We start from the raw sequence: 22,714 nt of genomic DNA on the forward strand, positions 1-22,714 counted from the left end.
AATACAACATTCCTTAAAATTTATAATTAACTTTGTCTGAAATAAATCAATTTTATGTTTAATGAACTAAAAGTTTATATTAATAATAGAATAACTTTAGCTAAATACGATCTCGTAGATTCGCTGAGTAATATGTTGGCGAGCGGTATTTATGTATTAATTATTGCCGTATTTTCTTTGTTTCTATTATTATTAGGAAGTTTAGCATTAGGATTTATTTTGGGAGGTTATTTTAATGATACAGGATTAGGTTTTCTTGCTGTAACTGGAATTTATTTCTTAATGATGGTTTTTTCTATTCTATTTAGAAAGAAATTAAAACTTTTCTTGACAAATATTGCCGTAGAAAACGCGATGGAAGCTATGTCTAACCAGGAAGATGACGACGATGAAGAATAAAGAACAAATGTCTGCGATAAAAAATTTAGACGATTTGCGAATGGCAAAACGTAAACTAAAATTACAAATGAAAGTTGCTGAAAATAAACATGAAAATTCATTTGTAAATAAAGCAGTTAATCTTGTAACAAACTTAAAATCCGATACAAGTTTTACTTCTTCTAAAGTTGAAAGTGCATTAAATTGGGCTGGAGATAAAGCTTCAAAAAAATATCCAATGAAGGGAATTACAAAAATTTTAATTTCTGGATTGATTATGATAGCGGTTCCAATTATTACGAATAAAATTCAGGAATATATAGAAGAAAAATTATAAAATTATTTGATATTAAAAAACCACTTCGTTTGAAGTGGTTTTTTTGTGTGTTAATTTTAAGCTCGACTAATATTTTTCGTGAAAATATTCGTTTGGTATAATCGTTTTATTCTTTTTATCAACAGCTTCTTGGTTACGCAATTCCACTCGACGTATTTTTCCTGAAATTGTTTTTGGTAAACTCTCCACAAACTGCACAATACGTGGAATTTTGTAACGTGCTAAATGCTCTTCTGTATATCTAAAAATATCTTTTGCTAATTCTTCCGAAGCTTCATTTCCAGGTGCTAAAATAACAAAAGCTTTTACAGCATTACTTCTCAAATCATGCGGACTTGCCACAACAGCAGCTTCCATAATGGCATCATGCTCTAACAAAGCACTTTCTACTTCAAATGGTCCTACACGGAAATCAGACGCTTTTATCACATCATCATCACGCCCAACAAACCAAACATAACCATCTTCGTCTTTATAAGCTTTGTCTCCTGTATAATATAATCCATGCTTGAAAACTTTCGCCATTTTATCTTTCTGAATCAAATAAGTTTTGAAAATTCCATTGATGGTTTCTTCATTATGCACAACACAAATATTTCCTTCTTCGCAATCTTGTACAATATTTCCATCATCATCAGCAATCACAATATCGTATAAAAACGCAGGTTTTCCCATCGATCCATATTTAATCTTCTCATTTGGCAAATTCGCAATCATCGCAGTTGATTCTGATTGTCCATAACCATCACGAATCGTAATTCCTGTACCTTCTTTCCAGACATCTATAATTTCTGGATTAAGCGGTTCACCAGCTGCAACACATTGACGAAGTTTGAAATCATAACTTTTCAAATCTTCTAAAATCAATACACGCAGAGCTGTTGGTGGTGCGCAAAAAGTTGTTACACCCAAATCTTGAATGGTTTGTAATTGTTCTTTCGGAACAAATTTATCTGAATGATAACCCAAAATTGTCGCACCCATATTCCATGGAGCAAAAAAACTACTCCAAAAGAATTTCGCCCAACCTGGTTGAGAAATATTATAATGTAAATCACCTTTTTTCATTCCAACCCAAGAAGAAGTCGTGAAACCTCCAAGCGGATAAGTGTAATGCGTATGCACCACAACTTTCGGCATTCCTGTCGTTCCTGAAGTAAAAAAGTAGAATAAATCATCGTCTGGTTTTGTATCTGCAGCCTCAGCTTGAATAGATTCTTTCCATAACTCATTGATATTTATCCAACCTTCTCGCTCGCCTTCTGTGATTAATTTTACCTTAATCTTTTTATCAAATTTTGCTTCTGCTTCATCTATTTTCGATGCATTTGCTTGATCTGCTAAAGCAACTTCTGGAAAAGAAGACTCGAATCTAAACGTTAAATCCCTTGCTTCTAAAGTTGTTGCGGCTGGAATAATAATTAATCCACCTTTGATAGAAGCCAAATAACCAATCCAAGTAATCGGTAATAATGGAACTTGAGAAAACATTTTGTCTCCTTGTACAATTCCTTTGTTTCTTAAATAGTTTAAAAATTGATTGTATTTATCAGCTAAATTCTGAAAAGTATAATCTTCTCGTTCTTCATTATACTTCCAAATTAAACCTTTTTGAGTTCCTAATTGAGCAACATTATAAGGCTCAAAAATATCCTTCACCCAATTGAATTTCTCTGGTTTGAAAATTTTAATCTGTTTTAATTGCGTATAATTCTCTTCTTCGATGGATAATCGAATAGAGCTAAACAATTCTTGTACTGTCATTTATTTGTGGTTTTGAATAAATATAGAAAAATTATTTATTCAAACAGAAGTTTTATGAATAAAAAAGGATGATTTTATAAAATCATCCTTTTTGTTATTTTTTATTGAGAATATATTAATCTCTACCTCTTCTTGAGTTTCCTGTTCTATTACGGTCTCCTCCACGGTAACCACCACGATCTCCACCTCTAGAATCACGGTCACGATCACCTCCACGGAATCCACCTCTGTCTCCTCCGCGATCACGATCTCCACCACGATAACCTCCACTTCTTTCACGGTCATTATCACGACGGCTATTGAAACCACGTCCGCGAGAATCTCCTCTGTCATTACGACGACGATCTCCACCACGACGCTCACCATCACCACGTCTAGGTTCTGGTTTAGAGATTTGAACATCTAAGTCTACTCCATCACGTTGTGCATCTTTGAAAGATTCTAACACTAATGATTCGAATTGTGTATCAACTTCGAAGAAAGAAAAATTACGTAAAATTTCAATTTTTCCGATTTCGATGTTACGATTACGAGTTTGCTCGTTAATTAAACCAATTAAGTTTGGAACACGTAAATTGTGTTTTTGACCAATATTAATAAAGAAACGAGAGAAATCACGTCCACCACGACGGTTAGAAGAACGATCTCCTCTATCACCACGATCTCCTTCAGAAGAAATATCTTTCGTGTTTTTGTAATATTCTAAGAAAGAATTGAACTCAACTGTCATGAAACGTTTTAATAAATCGTCACGATCTAAGTTCGCCAATTTTTCATTTACAGTTTCCATGTAAGGCTCGATTAATTCTTCATCAACCTCGATGTTTTCGATTTTATCGATTAAAGAAATTAAACGTTTTTCACAGATTTCTGCTCCAGTTGGTACGTTTTTAGGCTCAATTTTAGAAGCAATTAATTTTTCTAAATCTCTAATTTTACGCGCTTCACGTCCTCCTGAGATAATGATAGAAATCCCTTTGTTACCCGCACGTCCTGTACGTCCTGAACGGTGTACATAAACTTCAGGATCATCTGGTAAATTGAAGTTGATTACGTGAGTCAACTCATTTACGTCGATACCACGAGCAGCAACGTCTGTTGCAACAAGGATTTGAATGTTTTGGTTACGGAATTTTTCCATCACGTGATCACGTTGTGATTGTGATAAATCTCCGTGTAATGCGTCTGCATTGTAACCATCTTGCATCAATTTATCTGCTACATCTTTCGCTTCGCGACGAGTTCTACAGAAAACGATACCATAAATATTTGGGTAATAATCGGCCAAACGTTTTAAAGCTAAGTAACGATCAGAAGAACGTACTAAGTAAACGTGGTGCTCGATATTTTTTGATGCAGTATTTACTTTACTTACAGCAATCTCAACTGGATTGTGCATATATTCTGAAGCGATACGACGAACCTCAGAAGGCATTGTAGCTGAGAATAATAAAGTTTGTTTTTCTTCTGGAGTTGTTTCTAAGATAGAATCGATTTCGTCACGGAATCCCATGTTCAACATCTCATCTGCCTCATCTAAAACTGTCCATGTGATGTCATTAATTTTTAATGCGCCACGTTTGATTAAGTCCATTGTACGACCTGGTGTTCCTACAACGATTTGTGGATTATCTTTTAATCCTCTAATTTGTTTAACGATGTCAGCACCACCGTAAACTGCCTGTACACGTACTCCACGCATATCTGCAGAAAAAGATTCTAATTCTTTTGCAATTTGTAAACATAATTCACGAGTAGGACACAAAATAATTGCTTGTACTGATTTTGAATTGCTGTCTAATTGATTTAAAACCGGAAGCCCGAATGCTGCAGTTTTTCCTGTACCTGTTTGCGCCAATGCAATAACATCTTGATCTGATGAAAGGATTTGAGGAATAGCTTTTTCTTGGATTGGAGATGGGTTAACGAAGCCCATTTTCTCAATTGCAGTTAGGATTTCTTCTTGAAGTCCTAATTCTTTGAATGTAATCATGTTAGATACGATACCGAGATAATGAAATTCATTTATATTCCATATCACCGGTTTTATTTTAAATTATTTAACCAACAGATATGAAAGAATAAAATTAAATGGCTGAGCAGCCTAAAAAATCCCTAAATGAATATTCTTTAACATCCGTACCTTAACTCTAAAAGGCTGTGCAAATGTAAGGATTATTTTTGAAATACACAACACACATTCATAATCCTTACAATTAATACACATAATATTATTTTATTGATAATGAATAAATTACTAACAGTCTGCAATATTTACAGCAACTGCCAAACCTCCTTCAGAAGTTTCTTTGTATTTATTATTCATATCTTTTGCAGTTTCCCACATCGTATTTACGACTTTATCTAACGGAACTTTCGCAGTCAATGGATCTGTATCCAATGCTAATTCTGCTGCATTTATCGCTTTAATCGCTCCCATTGTGTTACGTTCGATACAAGGAATTTGTACCAAACCACCAATCGGGTCGCATGTTAAACCTAAATGATGTTCCATTGCAATTTCGGCAGCCATTGTTACTTGCGCAGGAGTTCCTCCCATTAATTCGCATAATGCAGCTGCAGCCATAGCCGAAGATACACCGATCTCAGCTTGACAACCTCCCATTGCTGCAGAAATAGTTGCTCCTTTCTTAAAGATAGAACCAATAACTCCTGCTGTTGTTAAGAATTGTTCAATCTCTTTTTGACCAGCTTTATGATTTTCGATCACCAAATAATACATCAAAACTGCTGGAATAACTCCTGCACTTCCGTTTGTTGGTGCTGTTACTACTCTACCTAATGAAGCATTTACTTCATTAACAGCAAGAGCAAAACAACTTACCCATTTCAAAATTTGACGAAAATATACTTTGGTTTTTCGGATTGAAGCAATCCATTCTTGTGGATTAGAATAAGGTGTTGTTCCAACCAAATTCTTGTGCATATCGTAAGCACGACGTTTCACGTTCAATCCGCCTGGTAAAATACCTTCTGTATGACAACCAATGTACATACACTCTAACATGGTATTCCAAACACGCATTAATTCGTGGTGAATTTCATCTTCAGTTCGGATTGTTTTTTCATTCTCAAACATGATTTCAGAAATCGATTTATTTTCTTTCGAACAAAATTCTAATAACTCTGTTGATGTATTAAATAAATATGGAAAGGCACAAGTGACATCTGTATTGGTAGCACTATCATCCTCTTTTGTAATAAATCCTCCTCCTATCGAATAAAACGTAGAAGAAAATTCTTCGTTCTCATAGAAAGCTGTAAACATCATTCCATTAGCGTGAAAAGATAAAAATTCACGATTGAAAACGATATCAGTTTCGGGATTAAAATCAATTAAAAATTTATTTCCAAAATTTAATTGTTTATTTGTATTGATCGTATTAATAATATTCGAGATATCATCAACAGGAATATATTCAGGATCAGCACCGCTTAGCCCTAACATTACTGCATAATCAGTTGCATGTCCTTTACCTGTAAGCGATAAAGAGCCATACAAATCTACACGAACTTTAGTAATTTTATTAAAGATAGATGCAGCTTCCAATTCTTTCAGAAAAGCTTCTGCAGCGCGCCAAGGACCTAAAGTATGCGAACTTGAAGGACCAACGCCAATTTTGAGCATATCAAATACTGAAATACAATCCATTTTGTACTTTTAATTTATATTTTTTCCACACAAGACAAATATAGCCGTTAAATTCTCATATTCGCTTTATTTAAGCAGTTTTTTTATCAACTTAAACAATTAACAAGCTTAAAATATTCATATTGAATGATATTAACACAAATAATTCAGCATCAAAAAAAGAGGTCACAACTAATTGTAACCTCTTTTCTATACTTTATTAAGTTTTTATTTAAACTTGTGCCAATATGGATAGATAATCGCTAAACCATAACCTATAAACACAAATAATGTAAACATGGTAAAAAGTGTTCCATCTGCCATAAATTCGGGCTGCATTGCTGCTGACACGAACAACGATATTACAACCATGTACACACCAATTCTTTTATAAGATCTTACTAAAAAGATACCAATTAATGCAATGACTCCTAAAACAAGAGTCGAAATTGGATACCATTTTGGCATTTCTGGTGCGTCTTCGTTCATCATTTGGCGAAACAAATAATCATTTGTCACCAATAATTGATAACCACGATAAAGAATACTCAAAATCAAGAAAACCATTATAAAAATCATTGACTTGAAAAGGAATGATGTTTTGTTTCCTTCGTGTTTCAAATCTTTTGTTTTGGTGTTATCCGACATTAAAACTTTTGTGTCAAAAATATCGTCACGTTCTTGATTTTGTTCTACTTTTTGATCTGTCATAGCTTTATTTTAAAATAAGAAATCATATCCTTTCAAACTCAATTTTTCGTATTTCTCTTCATCAAAACGATACAATTTAGATACTTTACGATGTTGTTTAGGATCTGTTGTATTACCAGTTTCGATAATTAAATTTGAATTAAAGATTTTCTTTCTAAAGTTACGTTTATCCAACTCACGATTCAAGGCTTTTTCATACAAACTTTGCAATTGCGCAATTGTAAACTCATCTCCAAGTAAGTTGAACCCTACTGGACGACGCTTCACACGACGTTTTACACGCTCTTTTGCATATTTTACAATCTCATTGTGATCAAAAGCCAAATCCGGAACACGGTCGTAAGCATACCATTCTCCACCTTGTGTTTTCACTTTTTCCTCTATTTGAGGCGTCAATTTAACCAAAGCATAGTAAGCAACATTTACAACACGTCCTAATGGATTACGAAAAACTTTTGTAAAGGCTTTCAATTGTTCAATATATGTTTGATGCTCATCGTAAGCAATTTTCTCAATCAATAATTCGTGAATTGCTTGATCGTTACTTACCGTTGGCGCAATATATTTTCCTGGCAAAACCAATGCTCCTTTGAAAGGATCGTTTAGTTTTTTGTACACCAATATTTTGAGATCTTCTCCATCAAACCCGAAAAGTACGAGACTTGAACATAGAGCGACCTGAAAATATTTTTCTTTTTCTTCGTCTGTCATTTTGTGGGATGATTAATAAATTGAAATTATTTTTAATGAAAAATTGAATGCATCAATCTATTTTTATCGTTGAAAGATTCTTCTAACGAAATCATAGATTCTGTTCTCAATACATCATCAATTTGATCAATTTTGTAGATAACATCTTTCGCATCAGAAGTATCTCTTGCACGAATTTTACAGAAAATATTATATTTCCCAGACACAACGTGAACCACTGTTACGTTAGGAATTTTATATAATTCATCTATCACTTTCTGAGTTTTGTTTGTTTTTGTAAGTAACAATCCTACATACGCAACAAACTGATAACCCATTTTATCATAATCTGTAATTAGTGTAGTTCCTTTGATGATTCCAGCCTCCTCTAATTTCTTGACACGTACGTGAATAGTACCAGCAGAAACATTCATTTTCTTTGCAATTTCTGTAAATGGCATTCTTGTATTGTCAATCAAATACATCAAAATTTTCTTATCAACATCATCAATTATGTAATTCATTTTCCTAATTTTTGATTATTATTATTATTTTAATAAAAAATCGAATTAATTTTTAGCAAAATTATAAATAAAACAAACAAACTTCAAAATATTTTTTAATGATTTATTTAATATTTTACTTTTGTTATAATAATAGTTCAAAAAAGAAAGAACTAATCACTTTTGTTTGTTTGCGCGAGTTTATTGTCTAACCACAATAAACTCATTTTTTTTTATTTAATTTTGACTAAACCACGACGTTTTTGTTCCACTTTAGGTTGAGTACTTTTTTGATACGTAACTTTGACCGTATCTTTTGTAGTTTGACGAGTAGAATCTATTCTTCTTTCCTCACTTTTAAACTGTTTCGGAAGTACAATCGAATCAAATCTTTCTTGCTGTTGCTCTTCTTTTTTAGCTTTTGCTTTTCGTTTATTTTCATCTAAACCTAAAAATCCTCTAAACGTATCGAAGCTTTTGTTGTACTGAATTCCTACTCCGAAACTTTGATTTAAGTTATTTTCCATTCCTGGCAATAAACCGAAAGTTGTAGGTTTTGTAAATGCTTTTAAGACCAAAGATCCATTGTTTAATTTCGAGATATCATAAGAAACATCAAAATTCCCATCGAAGTTCTCTTGTACATTTCTATTATTTGTAACCGCAATTCCATACGAACCACGTAAACTTAAACGATTATTAACCCGATAAGAAACAGAAGTTCTAATTTTATCATTTGTCTCCGATTGCGCACTACCACCGACATACTCCATTTGTATATCTACATTGTTCGCAATAGAAGACAACATACCCGCAATTGTCGATAAACCAATATCAGCAGCTGTACTTGTTACACCAGATTGAACAGCCGAAGCATCACCAAATTTACCTGTCAATAAGATATAACTAAACTGAAGCATCTGTTCTTCTGTATTTGAACGGAATTTTGATTGTAACTGCGAATTGATATCCGAACCTGCATTAGGAATTGTTAATCCAAAATCGATAATAGGTTTTTTCAACGTTTCAGAAATATTAATTGATAAGAGAGCATCATAAATTTGCGAATATCCTACACCTAAATAGTCTCCAACATTTGACACCGAACGTTGATATTCAGCTGTAATATTAAGCGTTGCATCAAGTGGATTTCCTGCAAATTGTACCGAAGATCCTTTTTTGATTTTAAAATCTTTTGGAATCAGCGGAAATTGTCTAAACTCATATGTTCCACTTTCTATATTATATACCCCTGTAATACTCAATCCTGCTTTATTCATTAAGAATCTAAGATTTTCTGCAGTTCCTCGCGCTGTTGCTTTATCATTTGTAGCTGCATCAAAAATCAAATTCACCATCGCATTTGGATACGCATTGATGTTGACATCTATCGACATTCCTTTTGGTGCGTGAGGCTCGTTATTTTTCGATTTTTCATCTAGATGTTGGTTAGGAACAAAACGTACCAAATTATTTTCTGACTCAATTGTTGTACTTCCTGTATTTATCGTTAACTCAGAATTTCCAACCACTGTCGCATCTCCAGCAATCTCCAATTCCTCTACCGCACCAAACATAGATACATTTCCTTTCGCAAATACTTTTCCATAAAACAATTCATTGTCTTTAATAGATGTGTTCATCACCAATAAATTATCAGTATCAAAATCTAAGTTGAGACCCCATTTAGATAAGTTGCGGAAAAGAATTGCTCCATCAACTTTTCCTTTTGTATTGAAAGTTGTGTCTTTGAACGCAATATCATTCAACATAATAATCCCTTGTCCTTTTCCTTGTTTCGAAACAAGTAATTCATTTTCTCCTTCAAATAAATAATCTGTTCCTAAGAAATTAACTTTTAATCCAAGATCTTTTGCAATCATATTTCCGCTAAGATTTGGTAAATCAATTGGTCCAGTAATTTTTAAATCACCAGATAACGTTCCACGCATATTAGAGAAAACAGATTTTAAGAATCCTTCTAAGAAATCGATATGAAACTCATCAAAATTGGCATCTACATCGACTTCAGGACCTGTTGGTTTATTAATAATATTACCATAAGCAACCAACGATTGAATTTGCTCTTTCTGTAAACTTGTTTCAAAATTAAATTGTTTATCCGCTACATTATAACCTCCTTGTAAAGTCAAATTACCAAGCTCAAAATCATTTAAACCTAACTTATCAATTTTAGCTTCAAGTGTTGGTTCTAACTTTTCTTTTGTACGAATAATATCTACTTTACCGTTCGCTATACCGACAATTTTTAGATTATTCAATAATGTTTTAGGAATGATTTTTTCTAAATGCAAATCTTTAAAATCAGCATTGAAATTGTAATCTACATTGTTATTAAATAAACCACTTACTTTTAAATATTGTTCTTCCGATTCTAATGACAAATCTTCAACTTTTAATGATTTATTGATTCGATTAAAAATTACCCGATTAGAATTTGCATCATTCAAATGATTAATTGTCCATTGTGTCGAATCTATTTGTATTGTCGAAGGTGAAAATCCAAAAATCAAATCATTATTATTCTGAACTGTGTGAAAAAGATTTAGATTAAATAAAATTGGATTCTTACGACCAATATTAAAATCTGTTTTGACAATCATTGTATCATTCTTCGGAATCGAATTTACGTTAATCGCATTAATCGTAACTCCACTCACTTTCATACTATCAATTTTCGCATTAAGTGTTGGTAGTTCTGCAATTGTATTTAGATTAACATTCGACTGAAACAATTGAATTCCTGCATATTTTATACCTGGAGTATCCAATGTCGCTTCCAATTGATTTTTCGTACCATCAATATAACCTTTAACATGTGTATCTGGCTCAATAGAAATCGATGGATCGATATATTGTAATAAATTTTCTTGCACATAAACATCAAACGAAAAAGCCTGATTTGGCGAAACTTTTTTATGACGAAAAGATGGCACCAAATCTACAAGCGAATTATTGATAACATTTGCAACTTCTGTAATATTAAATTTCCCATCAACAGTGGCTTTCATATAATCTGGCACATCTAATGTCATAATTTTATGCGAACCATCTATTTGAGAATTCAACATGACATGTGACAATTCTAACGTATCTTTTTTAGAACGGAAATAAAGATTTTTGACATCAATATTTCCCCTAAAATCATTAATATTTGTCAGCTTAAAATTCCCTTCAACATCGCCACGTACTATTGCATTTAGATTTTTTGTAACTCCAAGAAAATCTAAATTAACTTGACGAATGTTTGATGTAAAATCAAAATCATATGGTTTTCCACTGAAGTTAATTTTTCCGTTCAATTGTGCATTTAGATTAGGATCTTTGATATCAAATAAACCATTAAACTGATAATTTTTGACCAAGCCATCTACTGTAATATTTTGATATCTTTTTCCAATCAAATCGATGTAACGAAGATTTCCATCTAAATTTAAATTGATATTTTTTAGATCAGTTCCTTTTCCATCAAATCTAAATTTTCCGCTTACATAACCCAAATCTTTTGCATTTGTTAATTGACGAAGATTAAGATTTTTCGCATCTAAAGTTCCCTTATAAATTAACGATTTTACATCTTTGTAATTCCTAATTTGAGCTTTAATATCAGCATCACCAAGTCCAGAAACTGCGTAACCATTCGCATGAATTTCATTTGGATTTAATGAAATATCACCACGATAATTTAAGTTTCCAAAACGAGTCAACATATTCGGAATTTTCTTAGAAACAAAGGTTGGAAGTAACTTTACAATTTTTTGATAGGATGTATTGATTTTTACATTTCTTGTCGAAAAATTTAGCGAAGAACCATGTGTCACATCTTGCAATTGTAAACGAGAAGCACCAACATAATTATCTTCTCCTTTCAATTCGAAATCTGTAAATGTTAAATTATTCAGGGTTCCATTTACTTTTCCATATAAATCAACCGAAGAATTTTTATCAAATAAATCAGTGAAATAGCGAATTTCTTTAAAATTAATTTTAGATCCTCGATCAAAAAAAACGTCCCAACGAACTTTATTATTAAAATCAGACATATCCGAAGGTTGATTGTAACTCAATAATAAATTTCCGTTTAAAACAGACGTATCCGTTCGTAAATTTAAATTCCCAACTCGAATTTCTTTTTTCGAATAATGAACTTTTCCTGTGAAATTTTGTACGTTATACGTTTCTTTATTTTTTGTTGCAACAAAGCAGAAATTTTCTAAATCGGCCGTAATATCAGAATCAACTAATCGAAACTTTTTTACCGTCATGTTCAACTGCTTCGAATCCAACCAGATATTCCCAGAATTTTGATTAACAATTGAAACTTTACCATCTTCCAAAATAAAATCTCCATCCAATTTGAAAATCTTTTTCGGATCTTTTGGTTTATCAGAACTAAAACCGTTCACAAATTTGATAAAATTCGAAATTGAATCGCCTTTGTACGTAATCACACGAATTTCAGGTTCAATCAATTTCACTTCACTCAAATTGATATGATCTTTTTTGATTCCTGGAATTAACGACCAAACATTTATTGTTGTTTCTAAAGTCTTCGACTTCAAAAAATCATATTTGTGATCGTCTTTAATGTGTACACCATAGAAATAAATACGTCCAAAAAAATCAATATCAACCGCATCTACATACATTTGTGTGTTCAACGATTTATTTAATTTTTCTAAGGCAAAGTGAGCTATTTTTGTCTGTACCGCAGGGATTTGTATTGCGATTGCTACTGTTAAAACAAGGGTTAAAACGAGTATAATCAACGACAATAAAAATCTTCCTATTCGTCTGACTATTTTCAATGGTTTAAATTTACGATATTTGCAGGGTAAAAATAAGTTATAAATTTTATTCTACAAGGAATTATGAGCGATAAAAACTACATTTTAGCCATAGAATCTTCTTGTGATGATACAGGCGCAGCAATTATTGACAGAAATAAAATTATTTCTAATGTTGTAGCAAGCCAAAAAATTCACGAAATATATGGTGGCGTAGTACCAGAATTAGCTTCGAGAGCACATCAACAAAATATTGTTCCCGTCGTAGATCAAGCCTTAAAACAGGCAAATATTAACAAAGAAGAACTTAAAGCAATCGCGTATACACGTGGTCCAGGATTGATGGGTTCGCTTTTGGTTGGCGGAAGTTTTGCGAAATCTTTCAGTCAATCATTGGATATTCCGTTGATTGAGGTTAATCACATGCAAGCACATATTTTGGCAAATTTTATTGAAGATGCCAACGACGAAAAACCAACTTTTCCATTTTTATGTTTGACTGTTTCTGGTGGACATACACAAATCGTGAAAATCAACAGTTATTTTGAGATGGAAATTTTAGGTGAAACAATTGATGATGCAGCTGGTGAAGCTTTTGATAAAGCAGGTAAAATTTTAAACTTACCATATCCTGCAGGTCCAATTATTGACAAAAAATCTAAGATTGGAGATCCTACAAAATTCAAATTTGCAAAACCAAAAATTGATGGTTTAAACTTTAGTTTTAGCGGTTTCAAAACGTCAATTTTATATTTTATTCAGAAAGAGGTCAAAGCAAATCCAAATTTTATAGAAGAAAATATTGATGATTTGTGCGCTTCTATTCAACGTTCTATCGTAAATATTTTGATGGAAAAAGTAAAAAAAGCATCGGACGAAACTGGAATTAAACAAATTGCAATTGCAGGTGGAGTTTCTGCAAATTCTGAAATTCGTCAACGATTAAAAGATGGAGAAACTGAATTTGGTTGGAAAACTTTTATACCAAAATTTGCTTATACAACAGACAATGCAGCGATGATTGCAATGGTTGGAAGTTTAAAATTTGATCAAGAGTTATTTACAGAAAACACAGCGAAATCTGTAGCTAAATACCATATTTAATGAAATTATTTTTTGGAGAAATTCATCATGACACAGCTATTCTCAACGAAGAAGAAAGTCATCATTTTGCAAAAGTTTTACGCGGAAATGAAGGCGATTTGGTGCACGTGACAGATGGAAAAGGAAATTTGGCTGAAGTTGAAATTACATCAATTTCTAAAAAAGCAGTTGAAGGAAAAGTTGTTGACTTAAAAGTAAATTTCGAGCAGAAAAATTACTATTTACATGTTGCAATTGCACCAACAAAAACAATGGAACGTTTGGAATTTTTCTTAGAAAAAGCAACTGAAATTGGTATTGACGAAATTACTTTTTTACAGACTTTTCATTCGGAACGAAAAAATATTAAAATCGAGCGAATTGAAAAAATTGTACAATCTGCAACCAAACAATCGTTGAAAGCGTATTTGCCAAAAGTAAATGATTTGACAAAATTCAATGAATTTATCAAACAGGATTTTGAAGGTTTCACGAAATGTATTGCGCATTGCGAAGCGGATATTGAACGTACGCCTTTACGAACAGTTTTGGAAAATAATCCGCAGAAAATTTTGATTATGATTGGTCCTGAAGGTGATTTTTCGAGAGATGAAATTTTCGCTGCAGAAGATCATAATTTTACAGGAATTAGTCTTGGACATCAACGTTTCCGTACTGAAACTGCAGCTTTACAAGCTGTTTTTGCTGTTGATTGGGGATTGAAATAATATAATTAAGAAAGTTGTTTCAAAAATGTCATTTCGAATGAAACGTAGTGAAATGAGAAATCTAAATTACAGATTTCTCCATGCGTCGAAATGACATGACTAATTTTAGTCTTTTGAAACAGCTTTTTTCTTTCATTCGAAAATAAATATCTTTATCAAAATTTAAAACTTATGAAAAAATTAGCACTTATTTTGGGATTATTCATCGGTAATTTTTCGGTTGCGCAAACTGTAAATGATGTTCCGATTAAAGATATCAATGTTGATTATGTACAGATTATTGGAACTGGGCGAGGTTTGAGTACAAAAATGAATATTCGATTGGATTTTGGACAAGAAACCAAATCTTTTTCACTGAAAAATGGTTTGAAAATAAAAGATGAACGCGGAATTTCAGTGAAATTCAATTCGATGATTGATGCGTTGAATTTTATGTCTGAAAACGGATATGAATTTCAGTTTGCCTACACATCAAAAGAAAATGATAACGATGCGCTTTATTATATTTTAAAGAGAAAAAAATAAAAAAATCCCCAACTTTCGTTGAGGATTCATATCAAGAGAAATTCTATTCTTAATTAATTTTTTGAGCAACGTAATCACTTTCGTTTCCTAAACGATCGACTGCTTTTAATGCAACTGCCGTTAAGCTTTTACCATCTTTGTGTTTCAAAATTGTTTGGTTTGTTTTGGTTTTATCCAAAATAGACGTTTCCCAATCGTTGTTGTAACGTGTGTATAAAATCCATTTCGAAACATTTGAATTCATTTTATAATCATTCCAATTCATCACAACTTCTGACGCTTTCATATTTACAGTCAAACTTGGTTTTACCAAACGATCTGCTTTTATCCAATTCATAGTTGGCACCAAAGCTTTAGCTTTGTATGGACCTTCTTTCAGATAACTCAACATCGAAGGATTTTTCGTTAATCCAGCAATACTCCAGTGAATAACACCCACATTGTTTTGTAAAATTTCTCCAGCCATTTTTACCTGATTTGTAATCTCAGTTGTTCTATCCGAAACTTTCACTTCTACAGTATTCAAACCTGGCCAAAGATGACGATTATGTGTGTTTTCTGATTTCCACCATTCTAATAATTTCGGAAAACTTTGTCCTGTCGAATTAATTGGCCAATACAATTGTGGCGAAAAATAATCAACCCAACCTTTGTTCAACCATAATTTTGCATCTGCATACAATTCATCATATTGCGAAGAACCTGTAATTCCAGCAGGATAACCTGGTTTCCAAATTCCAAAAGGACTAATTCCAAATTTTACAAAAGGTTTTTCTGCTTTGATTTCTTTGTAAATTCTTTCGATAATTGTATTCACATTTTGACGACGCCAATCTGCTCTCGACAACATTCCTCCATTATTCTTGTAAACATTCCAAGTTGAATTATCTGGAAAATCTGCACCACCATTATACGATGCATATGGATAGAAATAATCATCAAAATGAACACCATCAATATCATAACGCGAAACGATATCACGAACAACTTCCGAAACGTGATCTTGCGTTTTTTTGTCAGCAGGATCAAACCAATACATGCCATTTTTCAATCTCACCACATTACTTGGCGATCTTTTCACCATCGATTCGTTTGTCACTGGACCTCCACTACTGTGATGCGCTCTGTAAGGATTTAACCAAACATGCAACTCAATTCCACGTTTGTGTGCTTCTTCCACCCAAAATTCTAACGGGTCATAATATGGCGAAGGCGCCTTACCTTCTTCTCCAGTTAAGAAGTAAGACCAAGGCTCAAAATTACTTTTATACAAAGCATCTGCCGCTGGGCGAACCTGAAAAATAACAGCATTAAAATTGTTTGCTTCTAACATATCCAACAACTTTATTGCTTCATCTTTTTGTTGCGTTGTTGTCAAATCTTTTTTAGAAGGCCAGTTAATATTTGCAACAGAAGCTACCCAAGCTGCACGAAACTCACGATTTACTTCAGGTAGTTTTACTGTAAAAACTTCATCTTTCTTGTTCGGAAGTTCAGTTTTTGGTGTAGTAGGAATAGTTGTTTGCGTAGATTCTACAGGTTTTGTAGGCTGTTTTGATTCTACTTTTTTATAAACTATTTTTTTCGAATTTTTATTTGAAGCACACGAAGATAAGCCAATTGTAGCTATTCCGAAACACATCAAAATATATTTAAAATTAATTTTCATTCGTTGAAATATGTATTTTTAGCGTTACAAAATTAGTAATAAAGCTTTATTAATCCAGATTTTATCAAATATTTAGGATATCTAGATTTTCCTTCTCTATTAAATTTACGAAATTTTTCGCTTCAAAAAGTGTTTTATAAATTTTATTCTTTATATTTTTGCATTCATCTATAATTGATAAAAATATGTTTCTAATTATATGTTTTGGTGTATTGATTATTTGTCTAAATGTTATTTTACAATCAACTGTTACAGTTTATTCGCTAAAATATCTGCATAAATTTAATCTCAAAAAACAACGATTAACGTTTAGTGAAGTGCTTTGGCAAATGGCAATTTCAGTATCTTTCTTGACTTTATTGCACGGTGCACAATGTACAATTTGGGCGGCTACTTTTTATTTCAATCCAAATATTGACAATTTGTATAGTTTTCAAGAAGCAATCTATTTTTCATTAATCACTTTTACAACCGTTGGTTACGGTGATGTTGTGATTGATAGTGAATGGAAAATTATGGCTGGATTAGAAGCTATAAACGGAATTATGATGGTAGGCTGGTCAACTGCGTTGATGTTTTCTTACCTACAAATTATCTTAAAGAAGAATATTACTCAATAAAAAAATCCCTTCAATAAACGAAGGGATTTTTTATTAATATTTATTTTTTTCCAAATTAACTTTCAATTCTTTGTAATAATCTGGCGCATTTGCATCTTTTTCTAAAGCTGTATTAACCCATTTCAACGCTTGATTTCGATCCAATTTATTCGAATAATAGAAGTTTGCTGAATTGTAAAAATCTCTTGCAGAAGAATTTTCATTCAATTGATCTCCAATCATTTTTAAAACTTCGTTAATTGTATTCGTTTCAATATCCAAAACAACCGTTGTGTTATCCCAAGCTAATACCAAATTCGCTGATTTTTGCGTCACATTTGTAAAACGAATCTCAAACGTTTCTGTCTTGTTCATCGATTTTGTTGACGGAGCTTTCACTTTCAAAGCGATATTCGACTCCTTCCACTCTTTCGGATTTCCCCAGTTTTTCGTGTCTTTGTAAAAAATTACCTCCCACTCCTCTTTATTCGGAATGCTATACAACGCATATTCGCCAGCAGCCAACTCTTGTCCATTCACTTTGATTGGTTTATCAAATTTGATGACCGTATTTTCATTCGCACCAGTTCGCCAAACTTCTCCATTCGGTACCAATTTTCCAAATACTTTTCTTCCGTTTACATTTGGTCGATTATATTCAACTTCAAATTCTGTTAAACCTACTTTTTGTTCAACTTCAGCATGAGAACTTACCGCGGGAAATTTCATTTGAGCAAAAGCACAACTTCCTATTAACAAAGCTAAAACTGTTGATGTTATTTTCATATAATTATTTCTTATTCTTTATTTTATCTGTTTTTTTATCGTATCCATACGGACAATGTTTGCATCCACTTTTACAATAATACCCTCTTTTTTTTAGATATTGTGCAGTAAAAATTCTAAACCCCTCTGGGGATAAATAAAAATCGCCTTCCTGAAACTTGCTCACTTCTTTTTTTTTTACTTTAAATCTCTAATTTACAAATTCAATTCATACTTCGGTTAATTCCTTCACTAAAACATAAATTATCTAAATTTCTTCTAAACATTAACTGTATTTAGGCAATAATCTTAATTTTGTTGTCAAATTATAATTTCAATGTTTGTAGTTGCCTTAAGTTGGTTATTTCGGAAAAATTTTGTTGCCATGGCTATTTTCCCTTTTATTTTACTAAGAAATAAAGAAGATAAAAATGATTTAAACTTAGTTCATCACGAAAGAATTCATATTATCCAACAGATAGAGATGCTTGTTTTACCATTCTTTATTTGGTACTTGACAGAATATGCCATTCGATTGATTCAATATCGCGATCAACACAAAGCATATCGCAATATTAGTTTTGAGCGTGAAGCTTATGCAAACGAACACAATTTGAATTATTTAAAAAAACGAAAATTTTATAATTTTCTAAAATATATCTAAATGATTTGGAACGATTTTAAAGCTCAAATTCAAAACATTGACATCAAACATTTAACTTCTCAAAATATTCAACTTTCTATATTAAGAGAAGATTTGATTCATCCAGAAATCTCTGGAAACAAATACCGAAAACTGAAATATAATTTTATTGAAGCTGAAAAACTCGGTTTCAAGAAATTGATAACATTTGGTGGCGCTTTTTCCAATCATATTGCAGCAACGGCGGCAGCTGGTCAACTTCATCATTTCGAAACTATCGGTATAATTCGTGGAGAAGAATTAAGTGATAAAATCGATGAAAATCCTACGTTACGTTTTGCTCAAAAATGTGGAATGCAATTGCATTTTATTTCCAGAGAAGATTATCGAAAAAAAGATGAAGTAGAATTTATTAATCATTTAAACACTAAATATCCAAACACTTACGTTATTCCAGAAGGAGGCACAAATGATTTTGCTATAAAAGGTTGCGAAGAAATTCTGTACGATGATTGTTTCGAATATGATTTTATTGCTTCGGCAATCGGAACTTGCGGAACAATTGCTGGATTGATTGAAAGTTCGAAACCTCATCAAAAAATTTTAGGTTTTCCGAGTTTAAAGGGAGATTTTATCCAAAATGAAATCGAAAAATTGACAAATAAAACCAATTTTACTATTTTTAATGATTATCATTTTGGCGGATATGGGAAAGTTTCGGATGAATTAATTACTTTTGTAAATGATTTCAAGCGAATTAACCATATTCAATTGGATCCTATTTACACTGGAAAAATGGTTTTTGGTATTTTTAAATTAATTAAAAATCATTATTTTAGTGATAATTCTAAAATTCTTTTGGTTCATACAGGCGGATTGCAAGGAATTGAAGGAATGAACAAACTTTTAAAGAAGAAGAACAAAAATATTATAGAATGAAAAAATTGTTATACGTTTTTAGCTTAGTGTTGACGATTTCGACGCAAGCACAAGAAAGTAGAGACATAACTTACATTCGAAAACATGCTATTTTAGCTGTTGAAGAAATGCAACTTTACAAAGTTCCGGCAAGTATTACGTTAGCACAAGGATTATTGGAAACTGGAGGCGGACAAAGTAAATTAGCCGATCAAGCCAATAATCATTTTGGAATAAAATGTAAAGGTCCTGAAGAATGGTCGTTGGATAAACCTCGTATTTATCACGATGATGATGCGAAAGGTGAATGTTTTAGAAAATATTCTTCAGTTGAAGAAAGTTATAGAGATCATTCTAAATTTTTAGCTTTAAGACCTTATTACAAAGCTTTATTTTTCTTAGATCCAACAGATTATAACGCTTGGGCAAATGGTCTGAAAAAATCTGGCTATGCAACTGATCCAAAATATGCTTCAAAATTAATTTCGAGAATTGAGAAATATAATTTAGATCAATTTGATAAGATTTCTCCAGAAGAAGTTTATACAAAATTGTATACATTATACAACAATCAGGATGATATGATGATGGCAAATAATTCATCGAAATCTAAAACGAAGAAAGAATCTAAAACAATCAAAGAAGAAATTGCATTAGCGTCTTATCAACCAAATAATAATAGTATAGAGAAAAATGAGCCTAGTGTAAATAACAAAACAATTGCTTACGAAACTCGTCCTCAAAATCCTACAACTCGCATTAAAAATCACAAGAATAATATTCCTTATATTGTTGCTCAAGCGGGAGAAACAATTGCGACTATTTCTAAAACATACAACAAAGTTCCTTCGGATATTGCGAATTTCAATGAAATACAAATGGGTTCTAAATTGAAAGATGGACAAATTGTATTTTTCGGAAAAAAGAAAACAAAAGGTTCTGATTATTCATACAAAGTACAAGAAGGTGATGATATGTACACGATTTCGCAACGTTTTGGTGTAAAAGTAAACAACCTATATAAACTAAATCGTATGGAACCAGGTGAACAGCCAAGAGTTGGACAACGAATTAATTTGAAAACAAAAGTTAGAGCATAATGAGCTCAATAATAAAAAAAAGCTTCCAAATGGAAGCTTTTTTTATTTCATCATTTTGAGAATATCAACCAATTGTTGATTGATTCCTCCTGTTTGATAATCCATCGGTGCAGGCGCGCGATCAATCATAATATTTCCTTCTTTGTCTAAAATAATAAAAGTCGGAATGTATTCTATCTTATAATCAAAGCCAAAGTTATCTTCTCTTCCTGCAAATAACTGTACACCAGACATCTGATTTTCTCTGACCATTTTCTCCCAAACTGGCTTATCTTCTAATTTATCCAAAGAAACACTTACAAAATGAATTGGCGCATCATGAAATTGTTTTTCCAATTCTTTCATAAATGGAATTTGCAGTTTACAAGGTCCACACCATGTTGCCCAAATATCCATATACACGTATTTTCCTTTGAAATCTGATAAGTCAAATCGTTTTCCGTTGATATCAGCCAAAGAAAAATCAGGAGCTTTTATCAATTCTTTCGGAATTTCAGATTCTGGTGATTCTTTTTTTGCAACAGAATCAATCTTTTCTATTTCAGCAGATTCTTCAATTTTTTGTTCGGATTTATTACAACTAAAAAATGTAAAAAACATTGATAGTAATAGTAGTTTCGTTTTCATTTTATTTTTCAAATAAGTATTAAAAAACTTGATAATATCTATAAGTCTTTCGTCAAAAATAAACATTTAAACGTTAGCAATTTCATAAAATACCTCAATTCACTTGACAAAGGGGTATCTGACATCGTATATTTGCAAAAAATTGTACAATTATGAAAATGAAAACCTCCGATTTCGACTTTACTTTACCTGAAGAACTTTTAGCAGATCGCCCTTCTGAAAACAGAGACGAAGCTCGCTTAATGGTTGTTCACCGTGACACCGGAGAAATTGAACATAGACAATTTAAAGATCTTATCGAGTATTTCGACGAAGGAGATGTAATGATTCGTAACAATACGAAAGTTTTCCCTGCTCGTTTGATGGGTAACAAAGAGAAAACTGGTGCTCAAATCGAAGTTTTCTTGCTAAGAGAATTAGATGCTGAGACTCGTTTATGGGATGTTTTGGTTGATCCAGCGCGTAAAATTCGTATCGGAAATAAATTATTCTTCGATAATGATGATACATTAGTTGCAGAGGTTGTTGACAATACAACTTCTCGTGGACGTACTTTACGTTTCTTATTTGATGGATCTTACGAAGAATTCCGTGCAAAATTGAAAGAATTAGGAGAAACTCCACTTCCAAAATATATTTTACGTGATGTTGAACCAGAAGATGCAGAGCGTTACCAAACAATTTATGCAAAACACGAAGGAGCTGTTGCTGCACCAACAGCTGGTTTACACTTTTCTAAACACTTATTAAAACGTTTAGAAATTAAAGGTGTTGATTTTGCTGAATTAACATTACACATTGGTTTAGGAACTTTTCAAGCTGTAGAGGTTGAAGATTTATCTAAACACAAAATGGAGTCTGAGCAAGTTATTATTCCTCAAGAATCTGCTGATCTTGTAAATCGTGCAATTGACGAGAAGAAAAAAGTTTGTGCTATTGGTACAACTTCTATGCGTTCTATCGAATCTTCTGTTTCTGCAGATGGTCATTTAAATGCATTTGATGGTTGGACGAACAAATTTATTCACCCACCATACGATTTCTCTATTGCAAATTGTATGATTACAAACTTCCACACACCAAAATCTACATTAATCATGATGATTTCTGCGTTTGCTGGACACGATTTAACAATGAAAGCATACAACGAAGCTGTAAAAGAAGGATACAAATTCTACTCTTACGGAGATGCAATGTTAATCTTATAAGACAAG

General features: G+C 32.2%; 21 protein-coding genes. 10 read left to right on the forward strand and 11 right to left on the reverse strand.

The window, feature by feature from the left end; all coding sequences use genetic code 11:
* Nucleotides 1-54: 54 nt before the first annotated feature.
* A complete protein-coding gene (locus N5E64_RS05025) occupies nt 55-399 on the forward strand; it encodes a phage holin family protein (protein WP_115000006.1) in 345 nt (114 codons plus the stop codon).
* The gene (locus tag N5E64_RS05030) at nt 389-715 is read left to right on the forward strand and encodes a hypothetical protein (RefSeq protein WP_115000004.1); all 327 of its coding nucleotides are present in this window, start codon (nt 389-391) and stop codon (nt 713-715) included. The genes N5E64_RS05025 and N5E64_RS05030 overlap by 11 nt, the downstream gene beginning before the upstream one ends.
* 66 nt (nt 716-781) lie before the next feature.
* On the opposite strand, the gene N5E64_RS05035 is transcribed toward N5E64_RS05030, so the two are convergent.
* The 7 genes from N5E64_RS05035 to N5E64_RS05065 form a co-directional block, all read right to left on the reverse strand.
* Nucleotides 782-2,479 (reverse strand): AMP-binding protein, encoded by a 1,698-nt coding sequence (locus tag N5E64_RS05035; protein WP_219034202.1) that lies wholly within the window; start codon nt 2,477-2,479, stop codon nt 782-784.
* 115 nt (nt 2,480-2,594) lie between these two features.
* Nucleotides 2,595-4,472: a DEAD/DEAH box helicase gene (locus tag N5E64_RS05040; RefSeq protein ID WP_125350223.1), complete on the reverse strand. Its 1,878-nt coding sequence runs from the start codon at nt 4,470-4,472 to the stop codon at nt 2,595-2,597.
* Nucleotides 4,473-4,736: 264 nt separating this feature from the next.
* On the reverse strand, nt 4,737-6,152 hold the full coding sequence (locus N5E64_RS05045) for an L-serine ammonia-lyase (RefSeq protein ID WP_180906376.1): 1,416 nt from the start codon (nt 6,150-6,152) through the stop codon (nt 4,737-4,739).
* A 207-nt stretch (nt 6,153-6,359) separates the two neighbouring features.
* On the reverse strand, nt 6,360-6,842 hold the full coding sequence (locus tag N5E64_RS05050; protein ID WP_114999996.1) for a hypothetical protein: 483 nt from the start codon (nt 6,840-6,842) through the stop codon (nt 6,360-6,362).
* Nucleotides 6,843-6,851: 9 nt separating this feature from the next.
* Nucleotides 6,852-7,553, reverse strand: a complete 702-nt coding sequence (locus N5E64_RS05055) for an NrtR DNA-binding winged helix domain-containing protein (protein WP_038336322.1) — start codon at nt 7,551-7,553, stop codon at nt 6,852-6,854.
* Nucleotides 7,554-7,585: 32 nt separating this feature from the next.
* The gene (locus N5E64_RS05060) at nt 7,586-8,056 is read right to left on the reverse strand and encodes an Lrp/AsnC family transcriptional regulator (protein WP_038336320.1); all 471 of its coding nucleotides are present in this window, start codon (nt 8,054-8,056) and stop codon (nt 7,586-7,588) included.
* Between the two features lie 212 nt (nt 8,057-8,268).
* Nucleotides 8,269-12,864 carry a translocation/assembly module TamB domain-containing protein gene (locus tag N5E64_RS05065; RefSeq protein WP_280036092.1) on the reverse strand — a complete coding sequence of 1,532 codons (4,596 nt, stop codon included), beginning with the start codon at nt 12,862-12,864 and terminating at the stop codon, nt 8,269-8,271.
* Between the two features lie 63 nt (nt 12,865-12,927).
* Between N5E64_RS05065 and tsaD the strand changes: the two genes are divergently transcribed.
* From tsaD to N5E64_RS05080, 3 genes are all read left to right on the forward strand, one after another.
* Nucleotides 12,928-13,947, forward strand: coding sequence for a tRNA (adenosine(37)-N6)-threonylcarbamoyltransferase complex transferase subunit TsaD (gene tsaD / locus N5E64_RS05070; protein WP_038336318.1), 1,020 nt, complete (start codon nt 12,928-12,930; stop codon nt 13,945-13,947).
* Nucleotides 13,947-14,654 carry a 16S rRNA (uracil(1498)-N(3))-methyltransferase gene (locus N5E64_RS05075; RefSeq protein ID WP_125350218.1) on the forward strand — a complete coding sequence of 236 codons (708 nt, stop codon included), beginning with the start codon at nt 13,947-13,949 and terminating at the stop codon, nt 14,652-14,654. Before tsaD ends, N5E64_RS05075 begins: the two co-directional genes overlap by 1 nt.
* A 171-nt stretch (nt 14,655-14,825) precedes the next feature.
* Nucleotides 14,826-15,179 (forward strand): hypothetical protein, encoded by a 354-nt coding sequence (locus tag N5E64_RS05080; protein ID WP_038336316.1) that lies wholly within the window; start codon nt 14,826-14,828, stop codon nt 15,177-15,179.
* A 49-nt stretch (nt 15,180-15,228) separates the two neighbouring features.
* Here the strand turns inward: N5E64_RS05080 and N5E64_RS05085 are convergent, their stop codons facing one another.
* Nucleotides 15,229-16,848 carry a glycoside hydrolase family 10 protein gene (locus N5E64_RS05085; RefSeq protein WP_280036095.1) on the reverse strand — a complete coding sequence of 540 codons (1,620 nt, stop codon included), beginning with the start codon at nt 16,846-16,848 and terminating at the stop codon, nt 15,229-15,231.
* A gap of 185 nt (nt 16,849-17,033) precedes the next feature.
* On the opposite strand from N5E64_RS05085, the gene N5E64_RS05090 reads away from it, so the two are divergent.
* Nucleotides 17,034-17,468 (forward strand): potassium channel family protein, encoded by a 435-nt coding sequence (locus N5E64_RS05090; RefSeq protein ID WP_280036098.1) that lies wholly within the window; start codon nt 17,034-17,036, stop codon nt 17,466-17,468.
* Between the two features lie 33 nt (nt 17,469-17,501).
* Here N5E64_RS05090 and N5E64_RS05095 read toward each other — a convergent pair whose 3' ends face one another.
* On the reverse strand, nt 17,502-18,233 hold the full coding sequence (locus N5E64_RS05095) for a DUF2911 domain-containing protein (RefSeq protein WP_084106931.1): 732 nt from the start codon (nt 18,231-18,233) through the stop codon (nt 17,502-17,504).
* Between the two features lie 4 nt (nt 18,234-18,237).
* Nucleotides 18,238-18,399 carry a DUF5522 domain-containing protein gene (locus tag N5E64_RS05100; RefSeq protein WP_280036101.1) on the reverse strand — a complete coding sequence of 54 codons (162 nt, stop codon included), beginning with the start codon at nt 18,397-18,399 and terminating at the stop codon, nt 18,238-18,240.
* 198 nt (nt 18,400-18,597) lie between these two features.
* On the opposite strand from N5E64_RS05100, the gene N5E64_RS05105 reads away from it, so the two are divergent.
* From N5E64_RS05105 to N5E64_RS05115, 3 genes are read left to right on the forward strand one after another with little or no spacing between them, the layout of a single operon-like run.
* Nucleotides 18,598-18,876 carry a hypothetical protein gene (locus N5E64_RS05105; protein WP_280036103.1) on the forward strand — a complete coding sequence of 93 codons (279 nt, stop codon included), beginning with the start codon at nt 18,598-18,600 and terminating at the stop codon, nt 18,874-18,876.
* Nucleotides 18,877-19,794, forward strand: coding sequence for a 1-aminocyclopropane-1-carboxylate deaminase/D-cysteine desulfhydrase (locus N5E64_RS05110; protein WP_038336312.1), 918 nt, complete (start codon nt 18,877-18,879; stop codon nt 19,792-19,794).
* Nucleotides 19,791-20,873 carry a glucosaminidase domain-containing protein gene (locus N5E64_RS05115; protein ID WP_125350213.1) on the forward strand — a complete coding sequence of 361 codons (1,083 nt, stop codon included), beginning with the start codon at nt 19,791-19,793 and terminating at the stop codon, nt 20,871-20,873. Before N5E64_RS05110 ends, N5E64_RS05115 begins: the two co-directional genes overlap by 4 nt.
* A 42-nt stretch (nt 20,874-20,915) precedes the next feature.
* Here the strand turns inward: N5E64_RS05115 and N5E64_RS05120 are convergent, their stop codons facing one another.
* Entirely contained in the window at nt 20,916-21,500 is a 585-nt protein-coding gene (locus N5E64_RS05120; protein WP_280036105.1) for a TlpA disulfide reductase family protein, read from the reverse strand.
* 158 nt (nt 21,501-21,658) lie between these two features.
* Here N5E64_RS05120 and queA point away from each other — a divergent pair, with 158 nt between their 5' ends.
* Nucleotides 21,659-22,708: a tRNA preQ1(34) S-adenosylmethionine ribosyltransferase-isomerase QueA gene (gene queA / locus N5E64_RS05125; protein WP_038336356.1), complete on the forward strand. Its 1,050-nt coding sequence runs from the start codon at nt 21,659-21,661 to the stop codon at nt 22,706-22,708.
* Nucleotides 22,709-22,714: the final 6 nt, after the last annotated feature.

Origin of the sequence: Empedobacter sp. GD03739, from assembly GCF_029843245.1 — a bacterium.
Lineage (GTDB): Bacteria > Bacteroidota > Bacteroidia > Flavobacteriales > Weeksellaceae > Empedobacter > Empedobacter falsenii_B.